This is a genomic window from Burkholderia ubonensis (genome assembly GCF_001718695.1).
Taxonomy (GTDB): Bacteria; Pseudomonadota; Gammaproteobacteria; order Burkholderiales; family Burkholderiaceae; genus Burkholderia; species Burkholderia ubonensis_B.
In genome coordinates, this window is record NZ_CP013420.1 from 2,620,871 (window position 1) to 2,641,573 (window position 20,703).

At 69.0% G+C, this 20,703-nt stretch carries 16 protein-coding genes and 4 pseudogenes; 13 read left to right on the top strand and 7 right to left on the bottom strand.

Features of this window, described 5'->3' with window-relative positions; all coding sequences use genetic code 11:
* Nucleotides 1–29 precede the first annotated feature (29 nt).
* The 6 genes and pseudogenes from WJ35_RS11955 to WJ35_RS11980 all read left to right on the top strand — a co-directional run bounded on the left by WJ35_RS11955 (nt 30) and on the right by WJ35_RS11980 (nt 6,859).
* Nucleotides 30–1,658, top strand: a complete 1,629-nt coding sequence (locus tag WJ35_RS11955; RefSeq protein ID WP_060235094.1) for an ABC transporter substrate-binding protein — start codon at nt 30–32, stop codon at nt 1,656–1,658.
* Between the two features lie 112 nt (nt 1,659–1,770).
* Nucleotides 1,771–2,781 carry an ABC transporter permease subunit gene (locus WJ35_RS11960; protein ID WP_069239210.1) on the top strand — a complete coding sequence of 337 codons (1,011 nt, stop codon included), beginning with the start codon at nt 1,771–1,773 and terminating at the stop codon, nt 2,779–2,781.
* A 3-nt stretch (nt 2,782–2,784) separates the two neighbouring features.
* Entirely contained in the window at nt 2,785–3,702 is a 918-nt protein-coding gene (locus tag WJ35_RS11965) for an ABC transporter permease subunit (protein WP_060235093.1), read from the top strand.
* A gap of 2 nt (nt 3,703–3,704) precedes the next feature.
* On the top strand, nt 3,705–4,703 hold the full coding sequence (locus WJ35_RS11970) for an ABC transporter ATP-binding protein (RefSeq protein WP_060235092.1): 999 nt from the start codon (nt 3,705–3,707) through the stop codon (nt 4,701–4,703).
* Entirely contained in the window at nt 4,700–5,716 is a 1,017-nt protein-coding gene (locus WJ35_RS11975) for a peptide ABC transporter ATP-binding protein (RefSeq protein WP_060235091.1), read from the top strand. The genes WJ35_RS11970 and WJ35_RS11975 overlap by 4 nt, the downstream gene beginning before the upstream one ends.
* Nucleotides 5,709–6,859: pseudogene (locus tag WJ35_RS11980) on the top strand (TraB/GumN family protein). The gene WJ35_RS11975 and the pseudogene WJ35_RS11980 overlap by 8 nt, the downstream one beginning before the upstream one ends.
* 542 nt (nt 6,860–7,401) lie before the next feature.
* On the opposite strand, the gene pxpA reads toward WJ35_RS11980, so the two are convergent.
* From pxpA to pxpB, 3 genes are read right to left on the bottom strand one after another with little or no spacing between them, the layout of a single operon-like run.
* The gene (gene pxpA / locus WJ35_RS11985; protein WP_010090410.1) at nt 7,402–8,166 is read right to left on the bottom strand and encodes a 5-oxoprolinase subunit PxpA; all 765 of its coding nucleotides are present in this window, start codon (nt 8,164–8,166) and stop codon (nt 7,402–7,404) included.
* A gap of 55 nt (nt 8,167–8,221) precedes the next feature.
* Nucleotides 8,222–9,295 (bottom strand): biotin-dependent carboxyltransferase family protein, encoded by a 1,074-nt coding sequence (locus WJ35_RS11990; protein ID WP_060235089.1) that lies wholly within the window; start codon nt 9,293–9,295, stop codon nt 8,222–8,224.
* Nucleotides 9,292–9,948: a 5-oxoprolinase subunit PxpB gene (gene pxpB, locus WJ35_RS11995; protein ID WP_060235088.1), complete on the bottom strand. Its 657-nt coding sequence runs from the start codon at nt 9,946–9,948 to the stop codon at nt 9,292–9,294. The genes WJ35_RS11990 and pxpB overlap by 4 nt, the downstream gene beginning before the upstream one ends.
* A gap of 150 nt (nt 9,949–10,098) precedes the next feature.
* Between pxpB and WJ35_RS12000 the strand changes: the two genes are divergently transcribed.
* Nucleotides 10,099–10,611 carry a winged helix DNA-binding protein gene (locus WJ35_RS12000; protein ID WP_042586520.1) on the top strand — a complete coding sequence of 171 codons (513 nt, stop codon included), beginning with the start codon at nt 10,099–10,101 and terminating at the stop codon, nt 10,609–10,611.
* A 22-nt stretch (nt 10,612–10,633) separates the two neighbouring features.
* Here WJ35_RS12000 and WJ35_RS12005 read toward each other — a convergent pair whose 3' ends face one another.
* Nucleotides 10,634–11,242, bottom strand: a complete 609-nt coding sequence (locus WJ35_RS12005; RefSeq protein ID WP_060235087.1) for a 5-formyltetrahydrofolate cyclo-ligase — start codon at nt 11,240–11,242, stop codon at nt 10,634–10,636.
* A gap of 8 nt (nt 11,243–11,250) precedes the next feature.
* On the opposite strand from WJ35_RS12005, the gene WJ35_RS12010 reads away from it, so the two are divergent.
* The 4 genes and pseudogenes from WJ35_RS12010 (at nt 11,251) to WJ35_RS12025 (ending at nt 16,230) form a co-directional block, all read left to right on the top strand.
* Nucleotides 11,251–13,209, top strand: coding sequence for a lytic transglycosylase domain-containing protein (locus WJ35_RS12010; protein ID WP_069239211.1), 1,959 nt, complete (start codon nt 11,251–11,253; stop codon nt 13,207–13,209).
* Nucleotides 13,210–13,303: 94 nt separating this feature from the next.
* Nucleotides 13,304–14,261: pseudogene (locus tag WJ35_RS12015) on the top strand (complex I NDUFA9 subunit family protein).
* A gap of 55 nt (nt 14,262–14,316) precedes the next feature.
* Nucleotides 14,317–14,964, top strand: coding sequence for a glutathione S-transferase family protein (locus WJ35_RS12020; RefSeq protein WP_059966248.1), 648 nt, complete (start codon nt 14,317–14,319; stop codon nt 14,962–14,964).
* A gap of 24 nt (nt 14,965–14,988) precedes the next feature.
* Nucleotides 14,989–16,230 carry a multifunctional CCA addition/repair protein gene (locus WJ35_RS12025; RefSeq protein ID WP_069239212.1) on the top strand — a complete coding sequence of 414 codons (1,242 nt, stop codon included), beginning with the start codon at nt 14,989–14,991 and terminating at the stop codon, nt 16,228–16,230.
* Nucleotides 16,231–16,536: 306 nt separating this feature from the next.
* Here WJ35_RS12025 and WJ35_RS12030 read toward each other — a convergent pair whose 3' ends face one another.
* Nucleotides 16,537–17,337 (bottom strand): helix-turn-helix domain-containing protein, encoded by an 801-nt coding sequence (locus tag WJ35_RS12030; RefSeq protein WP_069239213.1) that lies wholly within the window; start codon nt 17,335–17,337, stop codon nt 16,537–16,539.
* A 361-nt stretch (nt 17,338–17,698) separates the two neighbouring features.
* Between WJ35_RS12030 and WJ35_RS32635 the strand changes: the two are divergent.
* Both WJ35_RS32635 and WJ35_RS32640 read left to right on the top strand, forming a co-directional pair.
* Nucleotides 17,699–18,352, top strand: a pseudogene (locus WJ35_RS32635) (aminopeptidase P family N-terminal domain-containing protein); the annotation flags it as partial.
* 168 nt (nt 18,353–18,520) lie between these two features.
* Nucleotides 18,521–19,717 (top strand): annotated as a pseudogene (locus tag WJ35_RS32640) (M24 family metallopeptidase); the annotation flags it as partial.
* 67 nt (nt 19,718–19,784) lie between these two features.
* Here WJ35_RS32640 and WJ35_RS12040 read toward each other — a convergent pair.
* Complete coding sequence (locus WJ35_RS12040) at nt 19,785–20,225, bottom strand: flagella synthesis protein FlgN (protein ID WP_010090420.1); 441 nt, start codon at nt 20,223–20,225, stop codon at nt 19,785–19,787.
* Nucleotides 20,226–20,310: 85 nt separating this feature from the next.
* Nucleotides 20,311–20,643 carry a flagellar biosynthesis anti-sigma factor FlgM gene (gene flgM, locus WJ35_RS12045; protein ID WP_069239215.1) on the bottom strand — a complete coding sequence of 111 codons (333 nt, stop codon included), beginning with the start codon at nt 20,641–20,643 and terminating at the stop codon, nt 20,311–20,313.
* Nucleotides 20,644–20,703: the final 60 nt, after the last annotated feature.

Consider the following 20,703-nt stretch of genomic DNA (forward strand, 5'->3'; position numbering starts at 1 on the left):
CGGTTCCGATCTGGAGACCTGGAGGAAACATGGAATACAACCGTCTGTTGCACACCCTGCGTGTTACCGCCATGGCAGGCGTGGCAGCGGCATCGTTCGGCATCGCGGGCTCTGCATTCGCACAGATCCCGAACAAAACGCTCGTCTACTGCTCAGAAGGCAGCCCGGCGGGCTTCGATTCCGCGCAATTCACGACCGGCGTCGATTTCACGGCGTCCACGTTCACCGTCTACAACCGCCTCGTCGAATTCGAGCGCGGCGGCACCAAGGTCGAGCCCGGCCTCGCCGAGAAGTGGGACGTGTCGCCCGACGGCAAGGTCTACACGTTCCACCTGCGCCACGGCGTCAAGTTCCACACGACCGACTTCTTCAAGCCGACGCGCGAATTCAACGCGGACGACGTCGTGTTCACGTTCCAGCGCATGCTCGACCCGAACCAGCCGTTCCGCAAGGCCTACCCGGTGTCGTTCCCGTACTTTACCGACATGGGCCTCGACAAGCTGATCACGAAGGTCGAGAAGGTCGATCCGTACACGGTGAAATTCACGCTGGCGGAACCGAACGCGCCGTTCATCCAGAACATGGCGATGGAATTCGCGTCGATCCTGTCGTCCGAATACGCGGACCAGCTGTTGAAGGCCGGCAAGGCTGCCGACATCAACCAGAAGCCGATCGGCACGGGCCCGTTCATCTTCCGCAGCTATACGAAGGACGCGACGATTCGCTTCGACGGCAATCCCGACTACTGGAAGAAGGGCGAAGTGAAGATCGCGAAGCTGATCTTCTCGATCACGCCCGATCCGGGCGTGCGCGTGCAGAAGATCAAGCGCAACGAGTGCCAGGTGATGACCTATCCGCGTCCGGCCGACATCGCGACGCTGAAAGCGGATTCGGGCGTCGACATGCCGTCGCAGGCGGGCTTCAACCTCGGCTACCTCGCGTACAACGTCGAGCACAAGCCGATGGACAAGCTCGAGGTGCGCCAGGCGCTCGACATGGCGATCAACAAGAAGGCGATCCTCGAATCGGTGTACCAGGGCGCGGGCCAGGCCGCGAGCGCACCGATGCCGCCGACGCAATGGTCGTATGACAAGAGCCTGAAGATGCCCGCGTACGACACCGCGAAGGCGAAGGCGCTGCTGTCGAAGGCCGGCTTCCCGAACGGCTTCGAGATCACGCTGTGGGCGATGCCGGTGCAGCGCGCGTACAACCCGAACGCGCGCCTGATGGCCGAGATGATCCAGGCCGACTGGGCGAAGATCGGCGTGAAGGCGAAGATCGTCACGTACGAGTGGGGCGAGTACATGAAGCGCTCGCATGCGGGCGAGCACGACACGATGCTGATCGGCTGGACCGGCGACAACGGCGACCCCGACAACTGGCTCGGCACGCTGCTCGGCTGCGAGGCGGTGAAGGGCAACAACTTCTCGAAGTGGTGCTACAAGCCGTTCGACGACCTCGTCCAGAAGGGCCGCTCGACGACGGGCCAGGATGCGCGCACGAAGATCTACACGCAGGCGCAGCAGATCTTCGCGCAGCAGGTGCCGTTCTCGCCGATCGCGAACTCGACCGTCTACCAGCCGGTGCGCAAGAACGTCGTCGACATGCGCATCGAGCCGCTCGGCTATGCACGTTTCGACGGCGTGAGCGTGAAGTGACGCGACGAGCGTAAGCTGTCACGAAAACCGGCTTGAAAACACCCGGCGGCGAGGGGCCACGAGCTCCTCGTCGCCGGTCGCACATTTCCCACAAGAAAATACGAGACGCATCATGCTCCGATTCGTATTGCGCCGCGTGGGGATGGTGATCCCGACCTTCATCGGCATCACCATCCTCGCGTTCGCGCTGATTCACCTGATTCCGGGCGACCCCATCGAAGTGATGATGGGCGAGCGCGGCGTCGATCCCGTCATGCACGCGGAGGCGATGAAGCGCCTCGGGCTCGACCAGCCGCTGCCCGTGCAGTACGTCCACTACATCGGCCGCGCGCTGTCGGGCGACCTCGGCACGTCGATCATCACCAACACGAGCGTCGCGGGCGAGTTCTTCGCGCGCTTCCCGGCGACCGTCGAGCTGTCGCTGTGCGCGCTCGTCTTCGCGCTCGTCGTCGGCCTGCCGGCCGGCGTCGTCGCGGCACTGCGGCGCGGCTCGATCGTCGACCACGGCGTGATGGGCACCGCGCTCACCGGCTATTCGATGCCGATCTTCTGGTGGGGGCTGATCCTCATCATGGTGTTTTCGTCGTATCTCGGCTGGACGCCCGTGTCGGGCCGCATCGCCGTCGAATACGACTTCCCGCATCCGACCGGCTTCATGCTGATCGACGCGCTGCTCGCGCCGGACGAAGGCTCGTTCAAGTCGGCGGTCAGCCACCTGATCCTGCCGGCGATCGTGCTCGGCACGATTCCGCTCGCGGTGATCGCACGGATGACCCGTTCGTCGATGCTCGAAGTGCTGCGCGAGGACTACATCCGCACCGCGCGCGCGAAGGGGCTGTCGCCCGTGCGCGTCGTCGTCGTGCACGCGCTGCGCAATGCGCTGATCCCGGTCGTCACCGTGATCGGCCTGCAGATCGGCACGCTGCTCGCCGGCGCGGTGCTGACCGAGACGCTGTTTTCGTGGCCCGGCGTGGGCAAGTGGCTGATCGACGCGATCGGCCGCCGCGACTATCCGGTCGTGCAGGGCGGCATCCTGCTGATCGCGACCCTCGTGATCGTCGTGAACCTGGCCGTCGACCTGCTGTACGGCGTGCTGAACCCGCGCATCCGCCACACGAGGTAAATCATGAGCAACCTGCAAAACACCCTGCCGAGCGAATCGGTGCCGGCTGGCGGCCGCACGCTCGCGCTGCGCGAATTCTGGGCCAACTTCTCGCGCAACCGCGGCGCGGTCGGCGCGGGCATCGTCGTGCTCGTGCTGATCGTCATCGCGCTGTTCGCGCCGCTCATCGCGCCGCACAGCCCGGTCGAGCAATACCGCGACTACGTGAAGATCCCGCCCGCGTGGCTCGACGGCGGCAACTGGCAGTTCATCCTCGGCACCGACGAAGCCGGCCGCGACATCCTGTCCCGGCTGATGTACGGCGCGCGGATGTCGTTCTGGATCGGCTTCGTATCGGTCGTGCTCGCGCTGATCCCGGGCATCGTGCTCGGGCTCGTCGCCGCGTTCTTCCAGAAGTGGGCGGACACGGCCGTGATGCGCGTGATGGACGTGCTGCTCGCGCTGCCGTCGCTGCTGCTCGCGGTCGCGGTCGTCGCGATCATCGGCCCGGGCCTCACCAATACGATGTTCGCGATCGCGATCGTCGCGCTGCCCGCGTACGTGCGCCTGACGCGCGCATCGGCGCTCGGCGAGCTGCAGAAGGAGTACGTGACGGCGTCGCGCGTGGCGGGCGCCGGCACGCTGCGCCTGATGTTCTCGCAGGTGCTGCCGAACTGCACGGCGCCGCTGATCGTGCAGGCGACGCTCGGCTTCTCGTCGGCGATCCTCGACGCGGCCGCGCTCGGCTTCCTCGGCCTCGGCGTGCAGCCGCCGACCGCCGAATGGGGCGCGATGCTGGCCTCCGCGCGCGACTACATCGACAACGCATGGTGGATCGTGACGATGCCGGGCCTGTCGATCCTGATCTCGGTGCTCGCGATCAACCTGCTCGGCGACGGGCTGCGCGACGCGCTCGATCCCAAACTGAAACGGATGGCCTGAACATGAGCGAGAACCTTCTGACCATCCGCAATCTCGCGGTCAATTTCAACGGCCTGCCCGCCGTCGACCGGATCAACCTGTCGATCGCGCCGGGCGAGGTGGTGGGCGTCGTCGGCGAATCGGGCTCGGGCAAGAGCGTGACGATGATGGCGCTGATGGGCCTGATCGACGCGCCGGGCAAGGTGACGGCCGACGAAGTCACGTTCAACGGCGTGGACCTGCTGAAGGCGTCGCCGAAGGCGCGGCGCAGGATCATCGGCAAGGACGTCGCGATGGTGTTCCAGGACGCGCTGACGAGTCTGAACCCGAGCTACACGGTCGGCTACCAGATCAAGGAAGTGCTGAAGCTGCACGAAGGGCTGCGCGGCGATGCGCTCCACCGCCGCGCGCTCGAGCTGCTCGACCAGGTCGGCATCCCCGACCCGAAGAGCCGGATCGATTCGTTTCCGCACCAGATGTCGGGCGGGATGAACCAGCGCGTGATGATCGCGATGGCCGTCGCGTGCAACCCGAAGCTCCTGATCGCCGACGAGCCGACCACCGCGCTCGACGTGACGATCCAGGCGCAGATCATGGATCTGCTCGTGAAGCTGCAGAAGGAGCGCGGGATGGCGCTCGTGCTGATCTCGCACGATCTCGCCGTGGTGTCGGAGGTCGCGCAGCGCGTCGCGGTGATGTACGCGGGCGAGATCATCGAGACCAACCGCGTGCCGGACATCTTCGCGCAGCCGCATCATCCGTACACCGAAGCATTGCTCGCGGCGATTCCCGAGCACAACAAGGGGGCGCGGCGGCTTGCCGCATTGCCGGGGATGGTGCCGGGCCGCGATGATCGCCCGTCCGGGTGCCTGTTCGCGCCGCGCTGCAAGTACGTCGTCGACGATTGCCGCAAGGCGCGTCCGTCGCTCGACACGCTGGTGCCGGGCAACGATGCGATGCGTGCGCGCTGCATCAAGCCGCTCAATCTGACGAACCTCGACCTGACGGGAGGCGCACGATGAATGCTGTCAACGAAACGCGCCGCACGGCGCACGACGAGGATGCGGTGCTGGTCGCGAACCAGCTCGCGAAGCACTACCAGGTGAAGCGCGGGATGTTCGGCCAGGGCACCGTGAAGGCGCTCAACGGCGTGTCGTTCACGCTGAAGCGCGGCCGCACGCTCGCGGTCGTCGGCGAGTCCGGCTGCGGCAAGTCGACCCTCGCGCGCCAGCTGACGATGATCGAGACGCCGACCTCCGGACACCTGACGATCGACGGCAAGGACGTCGCCGGTGCGGACCGCCGGACGGTCGCCGAGCTGCGCCGCCGCGTGCAGATGGTGTTCCAGAACCCGTTCGCGTCGCTGAACCCGCGCAAGACCGTCGAGCAGACGCTTGCCGAGCCGCTCGAGATCAACACGAACCTGACGGCCGCCGAGCGCGCGCAGCGCGTCGCGCAGATCATGCGCACGGTCGGCCTGCGGCCCGAGCATGCGAAGCGCTATCCGCACATGTTTTCGGGCGGCCAGCGGCAGCGCGTCGCGATCGCGCGGGCAATGATCCTCGATCCGCGGATCGTCGTCGCCGACGAGCCGGTGTCCGCGCTCGACGTGTCGATCCAGGCGCAGATCCTCAACCTGTTCATGGACCTGCAGGAGCAGTTCAAGACCAGCTACGTGTTCATCTCGCACAACCTCGCGGTGGTCGAGCACGTCGCCGACGACGTGATGGTGATGTACTTCGGCAGCGTCGCGGAGCTCGGCGACAAGGCGACGATCTACGCGCGCCCGCGGCATCCGTACACGCGCGCGCTGATGTCGGCGACGCCGGCGATCTTCGAGGAAGACCGCCGCGTGCAGATCAAGCTGCAGGGCGAGCTGCCGTCGCCGCTCAATCCGCCGTCGGGCTGCGCGTTCCATCAGCGCTGCCCGTATGCGGTCGCGCGCTGCCGGGCCGAGGAGCCGCAGCTGCGCGACGTCGATGGCCGGCGCGTTGCCTGCCATCGCGCCGAGGAGGTGGGGGAGGAGGATGCCTGAAGGCCTGGCGGCGCGCGCTTCGACTGCGCGCCGTGAGCGCATCGGCGGTATGCGCGTGCGTCGCGCGTACCGCAACGCACGCCGCTGGAGCGTGCGCACCGTGACCGGCGCGGCGCTGGCCGGTGCGTGCGCGGTGGCCGGCCTTGCCGTACCCGTCGGACTCGCGCGGGCCGAGGCGCGCGCGTCGGCGACGGCGCCGCTCCATCCTTCGCAGGTGCCGCCGCCCGGCATGACCCTGCCGGGCTTCCATCCGCCGCCGTCGGTGTCGAACGGCACGGTCGCGAGCGGCGCGGTGCGCGCGCAGCCGGCACGGATGCCGTTTTACGTCGCGACCAAGGGCAAGGTCACGATCTACGTGCTCGGCACGCTGCACGTCTCGGCGATCCGTCCGACTATCCGGGCGCGCAGCCGTTCCGGCCGCGCATCCTCGCGGCGCTCGCCGCGGCGCCGACGCTCGCACTCGAGCTGTCGCCGGACGACCTGCTCGAATCGCAGGACGACGTGTCGAAGTACGGCATCTGCAACTACGCGTGCCTGCCGCGCCTGCTGCCCGAGCCGCTGTGGCAGCAGCTCGCCGGCCGGCTGCGCGGCAATTCGGCCGCGCTCGCCGGAATCCGCAAGATGCGGCCGTGGCTCGCCGCGCTCGTCGTCGAGACCTACGATTCGCTGTCGGCCGGCCTGCAGACCGAGTACGGCACCGAGGCGCAATTGCAGAACGTGTACCTGAAGAAGAAGGGCGGCCGGGTGGTCGGGCTCGAGACGCTCGCCGAGCAGATGCGCGCGTTCACCGGCCTCACGCTCGCCGAGCAGCGCGAGATGCTCGCGCAGGACATGGTGCAGACGCCCGCGCAGAACGCCGCCGACGTGAAGGCGCTGCACCGGCTGTGGCGGATCGGCGACGCCGATGCGCTCGCCGCGTGGGCGGTCGCGAAGAGCGAGCGCCTGTCGCGTTCGAAGGCGCTGTCCGCGTCGATGGACAACAAGATCCTGTATGAGCGCAACCGGCGCTTCGTTGCACGGATGACGGCAATCGCCGCGCCGAACCGGCCGCTGTTCGTCGCGATTGGCGCGCTGCATCTGGGCGGCCCGCGCGGCGTGCTCGAATTGTTGCGCCAGCACGGTTACCGGGTCGACGCGAACTGATCGCGCCGATGCGGCGTGCCTATCCTTCCCCGTTTGATCGACGATTGGCGTGCCGCACGTCGTCTAAGGAAAACCCTCGATTCGTCAGAAAATAGCGTTTCAAACGATTGACATCTCGTTCGGGCAATCTCTATTCTTCATCCCACAAGTTGAAAAATTGAAAAGAACAGATAAGTTCTACGGGGTAGCAAAAAAAGCGCGGGGTGAGCGTCGCCGGCACGTGTATCGCGTGCCGGCCGCGGAGTGTCTGCATGCACGGCGGGGCCAACCATCGTCCGATCTCAATCGCATGCGGGCCGACTTGCGGATAAGCAACGTTCCGTCGTCCGACCGGGGGATGCAACAGCGGGCGGCGGCGGACGTACTTTGATCCGGAGCGGGTCTTTCCGGGCGCCGTCGACAGACGGCTTCAGCTGGGCGAACCGGCATCCGGCGATGCGGTTCGGCCAACGGAAAAGCGCCTCCAGGGCGCTTTTTTCTTTCCGGTCCCGCTACGGTTCCGCGTTCTTCATTCTTCGGATATGCCGACTCGGCGGCGCACGTCACGCGCCTTCGTCCGCGTGCAGCGCGCCCGGCGCCACGACGTCGATTCCCGCCTTTTCGAGCGCCGCGCGAATCCGCCGTGCGAACGCCAGCGCATGCGGTCCGTCGCCATGCAGGCAGACCGTCTGTGCATTGAGCGGCACCCATTCGCCGCTGACCGCGCGCACCCGCCGGTCGCGCACCATGTCGAGCGTGCGGGCGATCACCTCGTCCTCGTCGTCGACGAGCGCGCCCGGCTCGCTGCGCGGCACGAGCGTACCGTCCGCGCGATAGCCGCGATCGGCGAACACCTCCTCGATCGCCGCCAGCCCCGCGTGCCGCGCGGCCGCGACGAACACGCTGTTCGCGAGGCCGAACACCGCGAGCGACGGATCGAAATCGTGAATCGCGGACACCACCGCGTCGGCAATGAGCGGATCGCGCGCGGCCTGGTTGTACAGCGCGCCGTGCGGCTTCACGTGCGCGATGCGGCCGCCTTCGGCCTGCGCGATCGCAGATAGCGCGCCGAGCTGGTAAAGCACGCCCGCGTAGATGTCGGTCGCCGGCAGCTGCATTTCCTTGCGGCCGAAATTCTCGGGATCGAGAAAGCTCGGATGCGCGCCGATCGACACGCCCTTCTGCACGGCCCAGCGCACGCAGTCGCGCATCGCGTTCGCGCCGCCCGCGTGCCAGCCGCACGCGATGTTGGCCGACGTAACGAGGTCGAGCAGCGCCTCGTCCGATCCGTATCCTTCGCCCAGGTCGGCGTTCAGATCGATTTCCATGATGTTCCTCGCCCGCGGGCTGCGCGGGCCGTGTTGCGTACTGCTTGCGCCATTGTCACGCTGCGCGCGATTGCGCGCGCTGGCGCGCCTCCTCGCGCATCGCGATCGCGACGTCGATCTGCCGCAGGTAGGCCCGCTCCGCGGCCAGTGCGTCGCGCGCCGCGTCCGGCGTCGTGCGCACGAAGCGGATCGGCAGGTTCAGCCGCGCCTGCGCAAGCTTCCACAGGTCCGCGCGAATTACCGTTCCGATCTTAGGATACCCCCCGGTCGTCTGCGCGTCGTGCATCAGCACGATCGGCTGGCCGTTCGGCGGCACCTGGATCGTGCCGGGGAGCACCGCGTGCGACAGCAGCTCCACCGGCCGTTCGCGGGTCAGCTCGACGCCGGCGAGGCGGTAGCCCATCCGGTTGCTGTTGGCCGTGACGAGCCATTCGTCATCCCAGAACGCCTGCTGCGATTCCGCGCCGAACGACGCGTAGTCGGGGCCGGGCAGCACGCGCACCGGCATCGCCCACGGCGCGTGCGCATGGGCGGGCCGGTGGCGGCGCGGCGGCTCGTCGACGCGCGCGAAACCGCACCACGCCGGCGCCTTGACGCCGAACTCGGGCGCGTCGGCCGCGAGGCAGCCGAGGGTCGCCGGCGGCACGCCGACCGGCAGCCGGTCGCCGTCGCGCAGCGCGCGGCCGCCGAGGCCGCCGAAGCGCGACGCGAGATCGGTGCTGCGCGAGCCGAGCATCGGCAGCACGTCGATGCCGCCCGCGATGCACAGATAGCCGCGCATCCCGCGCTTCGCGGCCGGCATCGCCAGCGTCTGGCCGGCCTCGACGGGCAGGCTCCACCATGAATGGACGGGCTTGCCGTCGAGCGTCGCGCCGAATTCGGTGCCGGTGATCGCGATGCGCGTCGCGCGCGGAAAACGGAAGGCGGCCGGGCCGATCGTGATCTCGACGGCGGCCGCGTCCGGGCGGTTGCCGACGAGCCGGTTGCCGACCTCGAGCGCGAGGCTGTCGAGCGCACCGCCCTGCGCGACGCCGAGATGGCGCGCGCCCTGGCGGCCGAGATCCTGCACGGTCGACAGCGGGCCGGCCCGCAACACCTCGATGCTGCCAGGCGCTTTGCTCTGGGTCATGTCGCGTGGACTCCCGCAATGGTGAAGCGCACCCGGTCGCCGGGCAGGAGCAGCGTCGGCGGCTGCCGGGACGGATCGAACAGCACGTGCGCCGTGCGGCCGATCAGCTGCCAGCCGCCGGGCGACGTGGCCGGGTAGATGCCGGTCTGTGCGCCGCCGATGCCGACCGACCCGGCCGGCACCTCGAGGCGCGGCGCCGCGCGGCGCGGCATGTGCAGCGCGGCGTCGAGGCCGCCGAGATAGGCGAACCCCGGCTGGAAGCCGAGGAAGAACACCACGTATTCGGCGCCCGCATGGCGCGCGACCACCTCGTCGGCCGACAGGCCCGCATGCGCGGCGACCGCCTGCAGGTCGGGGCCGGCCGCGCCGCCGTATTCGACCGGAATCTCGATCTCGCGGCCGGGCGCATGCTCGACGTCGGCGGTTTCCCAGGCGTCGAGCAGCGCGTCCGACAGCGTGCCGGCGGACGCGGCAAGCACGTCGAACACGATCGTCAGGTTGTTCATGCCCGGCACGACGTCGATCACGTGCGGCCACGCGCGCGCGGCCTCGGCAACGGCCCAGACGCGCCGCTGGCAATCGAGCGTGGCGGGGGGCGGCACCTCGCAGACGAGCGCGGCGTCGCCGAGCGGATAGATGCGTGGATGCGTCATCGGTCTGGCCCGGTTCGGGCGGCAATATTAACGTACATTGTCAAGAAGATATCGATAACTTGCCAGTGCGCGTTTTTGCCTAGCTGGTGCGCGCAGGCTTCTGACGTACACTCGGCACACCCTGACATCCTGCGTGCGCCGAACTGTCCCATGAAGCGTCATCCGACCAAGATCGTCTCTTCCGAACACCTGGTTTCCGATTCGAGCGCGGAGCTGTCCGAGCTCGAATACGGGCTCATCATGGCGGGCAACGCGTTCAACCGCTGGATGGTGCGGTGCATGTCGGCCGCGGGCGCGAAGGACATGACGGCGGTCGAGGTGTCGCTGCTGCATCACGTCAGCCATCGCGAACGCCAGAAGAAGCTCGCCGACATCTGCTTCGTGCTCAATATCGAGGATACGCACGTCGCGACCTACGCGCTGAAAAAGCTGATCGCCCGAGGCTACGTCAAGAGCGAGAAAAGCGGCAAGGAAGTTTTCTTCTTCGCGACCGAGGCCGGGCGCGACCTGTGCCTGAAGTATCGCGAGGTGCGCGAACACTGCCTGATCGAGACGCTCAAGGACAGCGGCCTCACCAACGAGCAGATCGGCGACGCGGCGCAGCTGCTGCGCCACGCGTCCGGGCTGTACGACACGGCCGCGCGGGCGGCCGCGTCGCTGTAGCCGGGCGCGCGGGACTAAACACCTACGCGTCGGCCACGTAGGTTTCCTCGTCCGTCACGACCCAGCGCATCGCGAGATCGTGATCCTCGGCCGGCAGCGCGTCGACCTTGCACGCCTCGTACGCGATGCCGACCGTCACCGGCAGCGACCCGCCCGGCCACGCGGCGAGCGTGCGGTCGTAATACCCGCCGCCGTACCCGAGCCGGTACAGCCACGTATCGAATCCGACGCACGGAATCAGCAGCAGGTCCGGCACCACGACCACGCCGGACGCCGGCTCCGGAATCCGGTGGTGCCCTTCGCGCATCGGCGTCGCGTCGTCCCACGCATGAAACTCGAGCGGCGTGCGCTGCTCGCGGATCACCGGCAGCGCCACCTGCCGGCCGGGCTGCGCCGCGCGCCACGCGAGCACCGCCGCGCGCGCGTCGAATTCCCCTGGCAGCGGCCAGTAGAACCCGACCGTGCGCGGCGCGAGCCGATCGAGCAACGCACGCAGCCGCGCATCGAGCGCGTCGTTCACCGCGGGGCGCGACGCGGCGTCGCGGCGGGCCTCGGACAGCGCCCGGCGCAATGCCTGCTTCCGTTCGGCCAGATGGTTGCGTGCTATGCTTTCGCTCACTCCGTGCTCCATTCAAAACGATGTCGAACAGCCTTTTTCGAGTATATCGCGCGGTCGCGCTGACGCTTTCGGCCGCCGCGGTCGTCGCGGGCACGGCCGCGTGCGCCGCGCCGTCCGGCGACGCGCTCGCCGGGGACGACGACGACCAGACCTTCATCCAGCTCCGCGAAGCCGCGCGCCGCAACGACGCCGCGAAGGCCGCGCAGCTCGCCGCGATGATCCCGAACTATCCGGTCCCGTCGTACCTCGAGTATTTCCAGATCAAGCCGCAGCTGTTCGATGCCACGGGCCGCGCGCGCGTCGACGCGCCGGACGCGCCCGTGCTGTCGTTCCTGCAGCGCTACGACGGCCAGGCGATCGCCGACCGCATGCGCAACGACTACCTGCTCGTGCTCGGCGCGCGCCACGACTGGCGCAATTTCGACGAGCAGTACAAGCGCTTCGTGCTCGACGACGACACGCAGGTGAAGTGCTACGCGCTCGAATCGCGGGCCGCGCGCGGCGAGAACGTCGCCGACGCGGCGCGCGCGCTGCTCGTCGAGCCGAAGAACTACGGCGACGCGTGCGTCGACCTGATCACCGCGCTCACCGTCAACCAGCAGTTCTCGAGCGACGACGTGTGGCAGCAGGTGCGCCTCGCGTTCGAGCAGAACTACACGACGCTCGGCGGCAAGATCGCCGATGCGCTCGGCCCGCGCCCGGTCGCGTTCGACCAGGCGACGAGCGCGCCGCCGCTGTTCCTCGCGCGCGGCGTCGGCCCCGACGCGGTGTCGCACCAGCTCGCGCTGATCGCGATCGGCCGCATGGCGCGCAACGATCCGGACCAGGCGGCCGGCATGGTCACGTCGCTCGCGTCGTCGCTGACGAAGCAGGAGCAGGCGATCGCGTGGGGCGCGGTCGGCTATCAGGGCGCGGTGAAGCGCTCGGCGCTCGCGTCGGTCTGGTATGCGAAATCGGCGAACGCGCCGCTGTCGAACGCCGCGTACGAATGGCGCACGCGCAGCGCGCTGCTCGTCGGCAACTGGCCGATGGTGCGCTGGTCGATCGAACAGATGCCGCCGTCGCTGCGCAACGATCCGGCGTGGGTCTACTGGCATGCGCGCGCGCTCAAGCAGAGCGGCGACACGCTGCAGGCGAACCAGGAGTTCGAGCAGATCGCCGGGCAGTTCAACTTCTACGGGCAGCTCGCCGGCGAGGAGCTCGGCCAGCGCACGAAGATCCCGCCGCGCACCACGGTCTCCGACGCCGAGATCGGCGAGATGGCCAAGGTGCCGGGCTTCGCGCTCGCGCAGCGCTTCTATGCGCTGAACCTGCGCCTCGAAGGCAACCGCGAATGGAACTGGCCGCTGCGCGGGATGACCGACCGGCAGCTCCTCGCGGCCGCCGAGTACGGCAAGCGCGTCGACCTGCTCGACCGCACGGTGAACACGGCCGACCGCACGAAGGCCGAGCACGATTTCACGCTGCGCTACCCGTCGCCGTACCGCAGCATCGTCGAGCGCTACGCGCAGTCGACCGGGCTCGACGTCGAATGGGCGTACGGGCTGATCCGCCAGGAATCGCGCTTCATCACGAGCGCGCGTTCGTCGGTCGGCGCGGGCGGCCTGATGCAGCTGATGCCGGCGACCGCGCAGCTCGTCGCGAAGAAGCTCGGGCTCGGCACGATCTCGCGCGCGCAGATGCACGACATCGACACGAACATCCAGCTCGGCACCTGGTATCTGGCGGACATCTACAACAACTTCGACAGCTCGCCGGTGCTCGCCACCGCCGGCTACAACGCGGGCCCGGGCCGGCCGCGCCAGTGGCGGCAGGTGTTGACGCAGCCGGTCGAAGGCGCGATCTTTGCGGAGACGATCCCGTTCAACGAGACGCGTGACTACGTGAAGAACGTGCTGTCGAACACGACGTATTACGCGGCGCTCTTCGAAGGGAAGCCGCAGTCGCTGAAGAAGCGGCTAGGCATGATCTCGCCCTGATCTGCAACCTGCACACTGCCGCGCGAGACGCGGCAGTGCGCTTTTGGGGCCTGCGATCCGCGTGCGCGCGGGCGGGCCCGATGGAGGGTCGAACATGGATCAGACCATCGCGCTGCTGGGCGGGACCGGCTTCATCGGCAGCCGGCTCGTGAGTGCGCTGATCGATGCCGGCAAGCACGTGCGGATCGGCACCCGCCGCCGCGAGCATGCGCGCCACCTGATGATGCTGCCGGTCGAGATCGTCGAGCTCGAAAGCCTCGACGAGCGCAGCCTGGCCCGCTTCGTCGCCGGCGCGCACGCGGCCGTGAATCTCGTCGGCGTGCTGCACGGCGGGCACGGCACGCCGTACGGCGCCGGCTTCGAGCGCGCGCACGTCGCGCTGCCGGCCGCGCTCGCGAGCGCGTGCATCGAGGCCGGCGTGCGGTGCCTGCTGCACATGAGCGCGCTCGGCGCGAATTCGCACGGCGCGAGCATGTACCAGCGCTCGAAGGGCGACGGCGAGGCCGCGCTGCACGCGGTCGCGGCCACCGATTCGCTCGCGCTGACGATCTTCCGGCCGTCGGTCGTGTTCGGGCCGGGCGACGCGTTCCTCAACACGTTCGCGCGGCTGCACCGCACGCTGCCGGCGATTCCGCTCGCGATGCCCGACGCGCAGTTCCAGCCGGTGTTCGTCGGCGACGTCGCGCGCGCGATCGTCAACACGCTCGACCTCGCGGCCGCGCGCGGCAAGACCTACGAGCTCGGCGGCCCGAAGGTCTATACGCTCGAGGCGCTGGTCCGCTATTGCGGCACGCTGGCCGGCCGCGAGGCGCCGATCGTGCGGCTGCCCGACGCGATCGCGCGGCTGCAGGCGGCGTTTCTTCGAATGCCTGCCGGGCGAGCCGGTGATCACGCGCGACAACCTCGCGTCGATGTCGGTGCCGAACGTGCTGTCCGGCCCGCTCGCGCCGGAGCTCGGCATCCAGCCCGTGAGCCTCGAGAGCATCGTGCCCGCGTATCTCGGCGACGCGGCGCTGCGGTCCCGCTTCGACTGGTTCCGCTCGCGCCGCTAGGCGCCGCCGGCCGTCGCTTTCCGTCGTCCAACCTCGTGCTAATCGGAACACCGCCATGAGACTCGTCATTGGAGACAAGAACTACTCGTCGTGGTCGATGCGGCCCTGGCTGCTGCTCGAACATTTCGGCATCCCGTTCGACGAAATCGTCATCGAGCTGCGCCGCGACGACACGAAGGCGCGCATCCTCGAACACGCGCCGTCCGGCAAGCTGCCGTGCCTGATCGACGACCACGGCGTCGCGATCTGGGATTCGCTCGCGATCGCCGAGACGCTCGCCGAGCGCTATCCGCAGTACCCGATGTGGCCGGCCGATCCGCTCGAGCGCGTGCATGCGCGCTGCGTGTCGGCGGAGATGCATGCGGGCTTCGCGGCGCTGCGCGAGCAGATGGGGATGAACGTGCGCGCGTCGATGCCGGGCCGCGGCGCGACGCCCGACGCGCTCGCCGACGTCGCGCGCATCGACGCGCTGTGGAGCGAATGCCTCGAAGCGTCGGGCGGGCCGTTCCTGTTCGGCGAATTCGGCATCGCCGACGCGATGTATGCGCCGGTCGTGATGCGCTTCAACACGTATGCGCCGGGCCTGTCGCCGGAAGCGGCCGGCTACGTCGAGCGCGTGACCGCGCTGCCGGCGGTGCAGCGGTGGATCGACGGCGCGCGCCGCGAGACGCACGTGATCGCCGACTACGAGCCGACGCCGTGAGGGGCTGCGCGTGAGGGGCTGCGCATGAGGGTCTACGCAGTAGGCGGCGCGATCCGCGACGAGCTGCTCGGCGTGCCGGTGCAGGACCGCGACTACGTGGTGGTCGGCGCGACGCCGGAGCAGATGGTCGCGCAGGGCTTCAAGCCGGTCGGCAAGGATTTTCCGGTGTTCCTGCATCCGCAGACGCACGAGGAGTACGCGCTCGCGCGCACCGAGCGCAAGACGGCGGCCGGCTACCACGGCTTCCAGTTCTACTACGCGCCGGACGTGACGCTCGACGAGGATCTCGCGCGGCGCGACCTGACGATCAACGCGATGGCGCGCGAGGTGAGCCCGGACGGCTCGCTGGCCGGGCCCGTGATCGATCCGTTCGACGGGCAGGCGGACCTGCGCGCGCGCGTGTTCCGGCACGTGAGCGACGCGTTCGTCGAGGACCCGGTGCGGATCCTGCGCATCGCGCGCTTCGCCGCGCGCTTCACCGGCTTCGCCGTCGCCGACGACACGCTCGCGCTGATGCGGCGGATGGTCGACGCGGGCGAAGTCGACGCGCTCGTCGCGGAGCGCGTGTGGCAGGAGCTCGCGCGCGGGCTGATGGAGGCGCGGCCGTCGCGGATGTTCGACGCGCTGCGCGAGTGCGGCGCGCTCGCGCGCATCCTGCCCGAGGTCGATGCGCTGTGGGGCGTGCCGCAGCGCGCCGACTATCACCCGGAAGTCGATACGGGCGTGCACGTGATGATGGCGGTCGACCACGCGGCGAAGCAGGGCTATTCGCTCGCGGTGCGCTTCGCGGCGCTGACCCACGATCTCGGCAAGGCGACGACGCCCGAGGACGTGCTGCCGCGCCACATCGGCCACGAAGGCCGCAGCGTCGACCTGCTGAAGCCGCTGTGCGACCGGCTGCGGGTGCCGAACGAGTGCCGCGACCTCGCGCTCGTCGTCGCGCGCGAGCACGGCAACCTGCATCGCGTGATGGAGATGGGCGCGGCGGCGCTGGTGCGGCTGTTCGAGCGCACCGACGCGCTGCGCAAGCCGGCGCGCTTCGCCGAAATGGTGCAGGCGTGCGAAGCCGATGCGCGCGGCCGGCTCGGGCTTCAGACGCAGCCGTATCCGCAGGCCGAGCGGCTGCGCGTGGCGCTGGTGGCGGCGCGCGGCGTCGATGCGGGCGCGATCGCGCGCGGTATCGGCAACGATGCGATGCAGATCAAGGACGCGGTGCATCGCGCGCGGATCGACGCGGTCAAGCAGGCGCTGGCGATCGCGGAATAGGCGAGGGGCGGGTGGTGGGGTGGGGGCCGGGTGGCTCGTCGCGGCGGGGGGGATCGCGGCCGGGTCGATTACGGCGCGGCCGGTTACGCCCGGATGAGCGCGGCGCGGCTTGTTGAGGCTCGGCCCGTCTGGGTCATGCGTGTGTTGGCCCGACGGATCACGACCCGGCGCATCCTGGCCCAACGAATTTCGACCCGTTGAATCCCAGCCCGCCCAATCCCGGCCCGGCCAATCGTGGCCCGGTTAATCGCGGCCCATCCAGTCACGGCCGGCTTGTCGCGTCTCGTCAATCCCAGCCCGGCCGATTCACTGCTTCGTCCGCGCGCGTGCCGCGGCAACCCGGCCCTTGCCCGCGGCCGCGCGTGGTTTCCCGCCGGCCGGCTGTGTCGTGCCACGCGCCGGTGTGCCAGCGGCTGAGGCGGCCGGCTCGTCCTCGGCCCGCACGCCATTCGACACCGATTCGCGCCGGCTCACGCGCGGCTCGCCGGGCGTCGCGCCGGCCTCGCGCGCGAGCAGCCTGATCTTCATGGCCGCCGAGCCCAATTCCGCACCGTCGTCGAACAGCGGCAGCGTGCCGACCACGATCAGCTCCGCAGGCCCGGCGCCCACGTTGGCGACGCGATGGCGCTTCCTCGCATCGAAATGCAGCGAATCGCCGGCCGACAGCGGGTAATCGCGCTTGCCGATCGTGTAGCACACGCGGCCGGCGAGCACGTAGACGAATTCGTCGCCGCCGTGCGCGACCCATTCCGAGCAGTAGCCTTCCATCATCTGAACCTTGACGGCGTTGATGAGGCTGCCGTCGAAGGTCGTGGAGAGCCGCTCGTAGCGCTGCGACGCCCTGTCGACCGCATACGACTCCCGGTTGCCCTGATGCGAATCGGGCTGCGGCTGGCGGGGCTGGTCGATCAGCGCGCCGAGCGGCACGTTCAGCGCCTTGGCGACGTTGACGAGTGACGAAATGGAAATGCCGGTGAGATTGCGTTCGACCTGGGACAGGAACCCGACCGACAGTTTTGCCTCGGTCGCGATTTCCAGCAGCGTTTTCTTCGATTCCCGGCGCAGGCGCCGGATGCGCTGGCCGATACGCATGATGTCTGAATCCATGAATCTCTTTCGTGGCAACTCGTGGCAACGAACCGGAAAGCGCGCAACACGCGGCGCGGCGGCCGCGCCCCAGCATGCCGCGCATCGCCCGCGGCACGGCCGTTCGGGCGACGATGCCGGCGCATTGTACCCGCGGCATCGTGACGCCGCCCGTAGCCGTCGGTGGTCGCCGAGCGGGCCGCCGCGTCACGATCGGTAATTTTAGCCCTACGAAAATTTGCGCTTGACCGCCCTGTATGCGTGCTCTAGATTTTGTCCCTCATCAAACAAAGTTAAGTAGGACAAAAATTGAGCCGCAGCGTCGGGGCGTTCGCCGCCACGCCGCCGCCGGCCGTCGACAACAATCAATGACGGGTATCCGATGATCGATCGACTGAAATACAGTTTCTCCGGCCTTGCCGCGTACGATGCGCGCGTCGCCGACACGCAGGCCGGCCTGTCGCGCCTGCTCGACGCCGCGCAGCTCGACGCCGTCGTGATCACGTCGCAGGACGAATTCATTTCCGAGTACGTGCCGCGTCGCAACAACCAGCGCTACGCGCTGTCGGGCTTCGACGGCTCGGCAGGCTCCGGCATCTTCCTCGGCGCGGCGGCGGCGCAGGCGCTCGGCGTGCCGCAGTTCGTGCTGTTCGTCGACGGCCGCTATCACCTGCAGGCGGAGCAGCAGTGCAACCCGGCGCGCGTGCACGTCGAGAAGCTCGGGCTGAACGTGTCGATTTGGGCGGCGATGGCCGACTGGCTCGTCGCCCATGCGGGCCGGCTCAAGCGGGTCGGCTACGACGGGCTGCGGATCAGCGTCGCGCAGCGCGACCGGCTGCTCGACCGCACGCAGGCGGCGCGGTTCGACTGGACGAGCCTCGTCGGCCGCGAAATCGACCGGGCGATCGCGCTGCCGGGCTGGGTGGTCGAGCGGCCGATCTTCGAGCTGCCGGAATCGATGACCGGCGTGAGCGTCGCGCAGAACCTCGACGCGCTGAACGGCCGGCTCGCCGCGCACACCGCCACGGCGAGCGACACGGCGACCGCCACGGCGACCGCCACGACGAGCGACACGACGACCGACACGACGACCGACACGACGACCGACACGACGACCGACACGACGACCGACACGACGAGCGACACGACGAGCGACACGACGAGCGACACGACGACCGACACGACGACCGACACGACGCCCCCCACGACCGCCTTCGTCACCTGCGCGTCCGACGACCTCGGCTATCTGCTGAACAGCCGCGGCTATCACATCCCGAATGCGTCGTCGCACCTGGGCTTCCTGTTCGTGATCGGCGCGCAGGTCGTGCTGTTCCTGCCGGAAGGCTGCGACCGTTGCCCGGTCGACCTCGAATCGTATCCGGTGCTGCAGGTGATCCGGCGCGACTTCGACGAGCTCGAGCGCTTCCTCGCGCAGTTCGTGGCCGAGCACGTGTGCTACGGCTTCGAGTCGGTCAACTGCGCGCTCGTCGACACGGTGCGCCGCGTGTGGCCGCAGGCCGGGCATGCCGATTTCAGCCCGGTCGAGGCGATGCGGGCCGCGAAGACGCCGGAAGTGCTCGACCAGTTCCGCGACGCGTTCGCGCGCAGCTCCGCGGCGATCGCCGACGCGATGCGCTGGGCGAAGACGGGCGAGCCGGGGCAGCGGCATTCCGAATACGACCTGGCCCGCGTGATCAATGACGCATACGGCGCGCGCTCGGCGGTGGCGCTGACGTTCACGACGATCGCGGCGAACGGCGCGAACAGCGCGTCCGCGCACTACACGGCGGCGAGCCCGGAGGTCGAGCTGACGGAGGGCGAGCTGGTGCTGCTCGACAGCGGCGCGTACTACGAGGGCGGCTTCGCGACGGACTGCACGCGCGTCGTGCTGCGCCGGACCCGCCCGGACACGGTCGCGCAGCCGTGGCAGCGGGAGATCTACACGGTCGCGCTGAAGGCGTGCATCAAGGGGCTCGTCACGCCGTTCCCGAAGGACGCGACGGGCGGCGACGTCGATGCGGCCGTGCGGCAGGTGTGCCGCGATCACGGCCATGATTTCGGCCACGGCACCGGGCACGGCGTCGGGATCCACGTGCACGAAGGCGGGGTGCGGTTCGCGCCGGGGTCGAAGTACGGCCTGGTGCCGAATGCGGTGATCTCGGTCGAGCCGGGCATCTACGTGCCGGGCAAGGGCGGGGTGCGGATCGAGAACATCGTGATCATCCATGCGGACGACGCCGAAGCGGGCACCGTCGCGTTCGAAAACCTCGTCACCGTGGGCTACGACTGGGACCTGATCGACGTCGCGCTGCTCGACGACGACGAGCGCGCGTATCTGCGCGACTACGAACGGCTTTGCGCGCAACGCGGCACGCAGGTCACCGCGTGTCCGTTGCTGTAAAGGAAGGGGAGTGCGGCGCGGCCGCGCATGGTGCGACGGGGCGCCGGCGCTGCGGCGCGCGCGGCGCTCAGCGCACCAGCGCCGACACGCGGCCGTCGGGGCCGTAGAAGCCGACCCGCGCGGGCGCGTCGCGCAGCACCGCGAGCGCGCGTTCGTTGTAGTCCATCCGGATGCGGATCAGCATGCCGTTGTTCGCGTTCGCGCGGCGCGCGCGATCGGCGGCCTGCTGCAGCAATTGCCAGCTGCCGGACAGGCGCGCGTCGCGCTCGGCGGCCTGGTCCATCCCTTTCTTGCCGACGGGAAAGCCGAGTGCGGACAGCTGCGTGTCGCGGGTGCGCTCGAGCTGTGCGAGCCGGTCGATCAGCACGGTTTTCTTCTCGATGATGTCGGGCAGCGCCTCGAGCGGCTCGGGCGTCGTCAGCGCCTTTTCCTCATAGGCGAGCAGCGACGCGAACGCTTCGACCGTCGCGTGTTCGTCGTTGACCGTGGCCAGCAGCTCGTCTCTCATCGCGTCATGCTCGTCGCGCCGGCACGCGTTCCCGCATGCCGGCCATCCAGGGGACCGGTCAGGGCGTGACGGGCCCCGGGCCGGCTCAGTTGCTCTGCGAGCGCTGCCGTTGCAGCAGTTCGCGGGCGGTATTCAGTACGCCGTCGGCAATCTTGCTCGCGTCGATCGTCAGCGTGCCGTTGCTCAGCGCGTCCTTGATCGACTGGACGAGGCCCGTGTCGATGTCCGCGTTGCCGGACGCCGACAGCGTGCGCAGCTGACCGGACAGGCCCGACAGGTTCACGCTCGTGTCGCCGCCGGTCGATCCAGCGTCGCCGGCCTGCGCGGACGACGACGAAGCCGCGCCGGATTGCGCGCGGGTCGCGCCGTTGCCGGTGGGCGCGAGTGGGCTCGGGTTCGGAGTGGAATCGATTTTCACGATGGCATTCCTGTGCGGTTTGACCCAGATAACGGCCGGTCCGGCCCGAACTTTAGCATC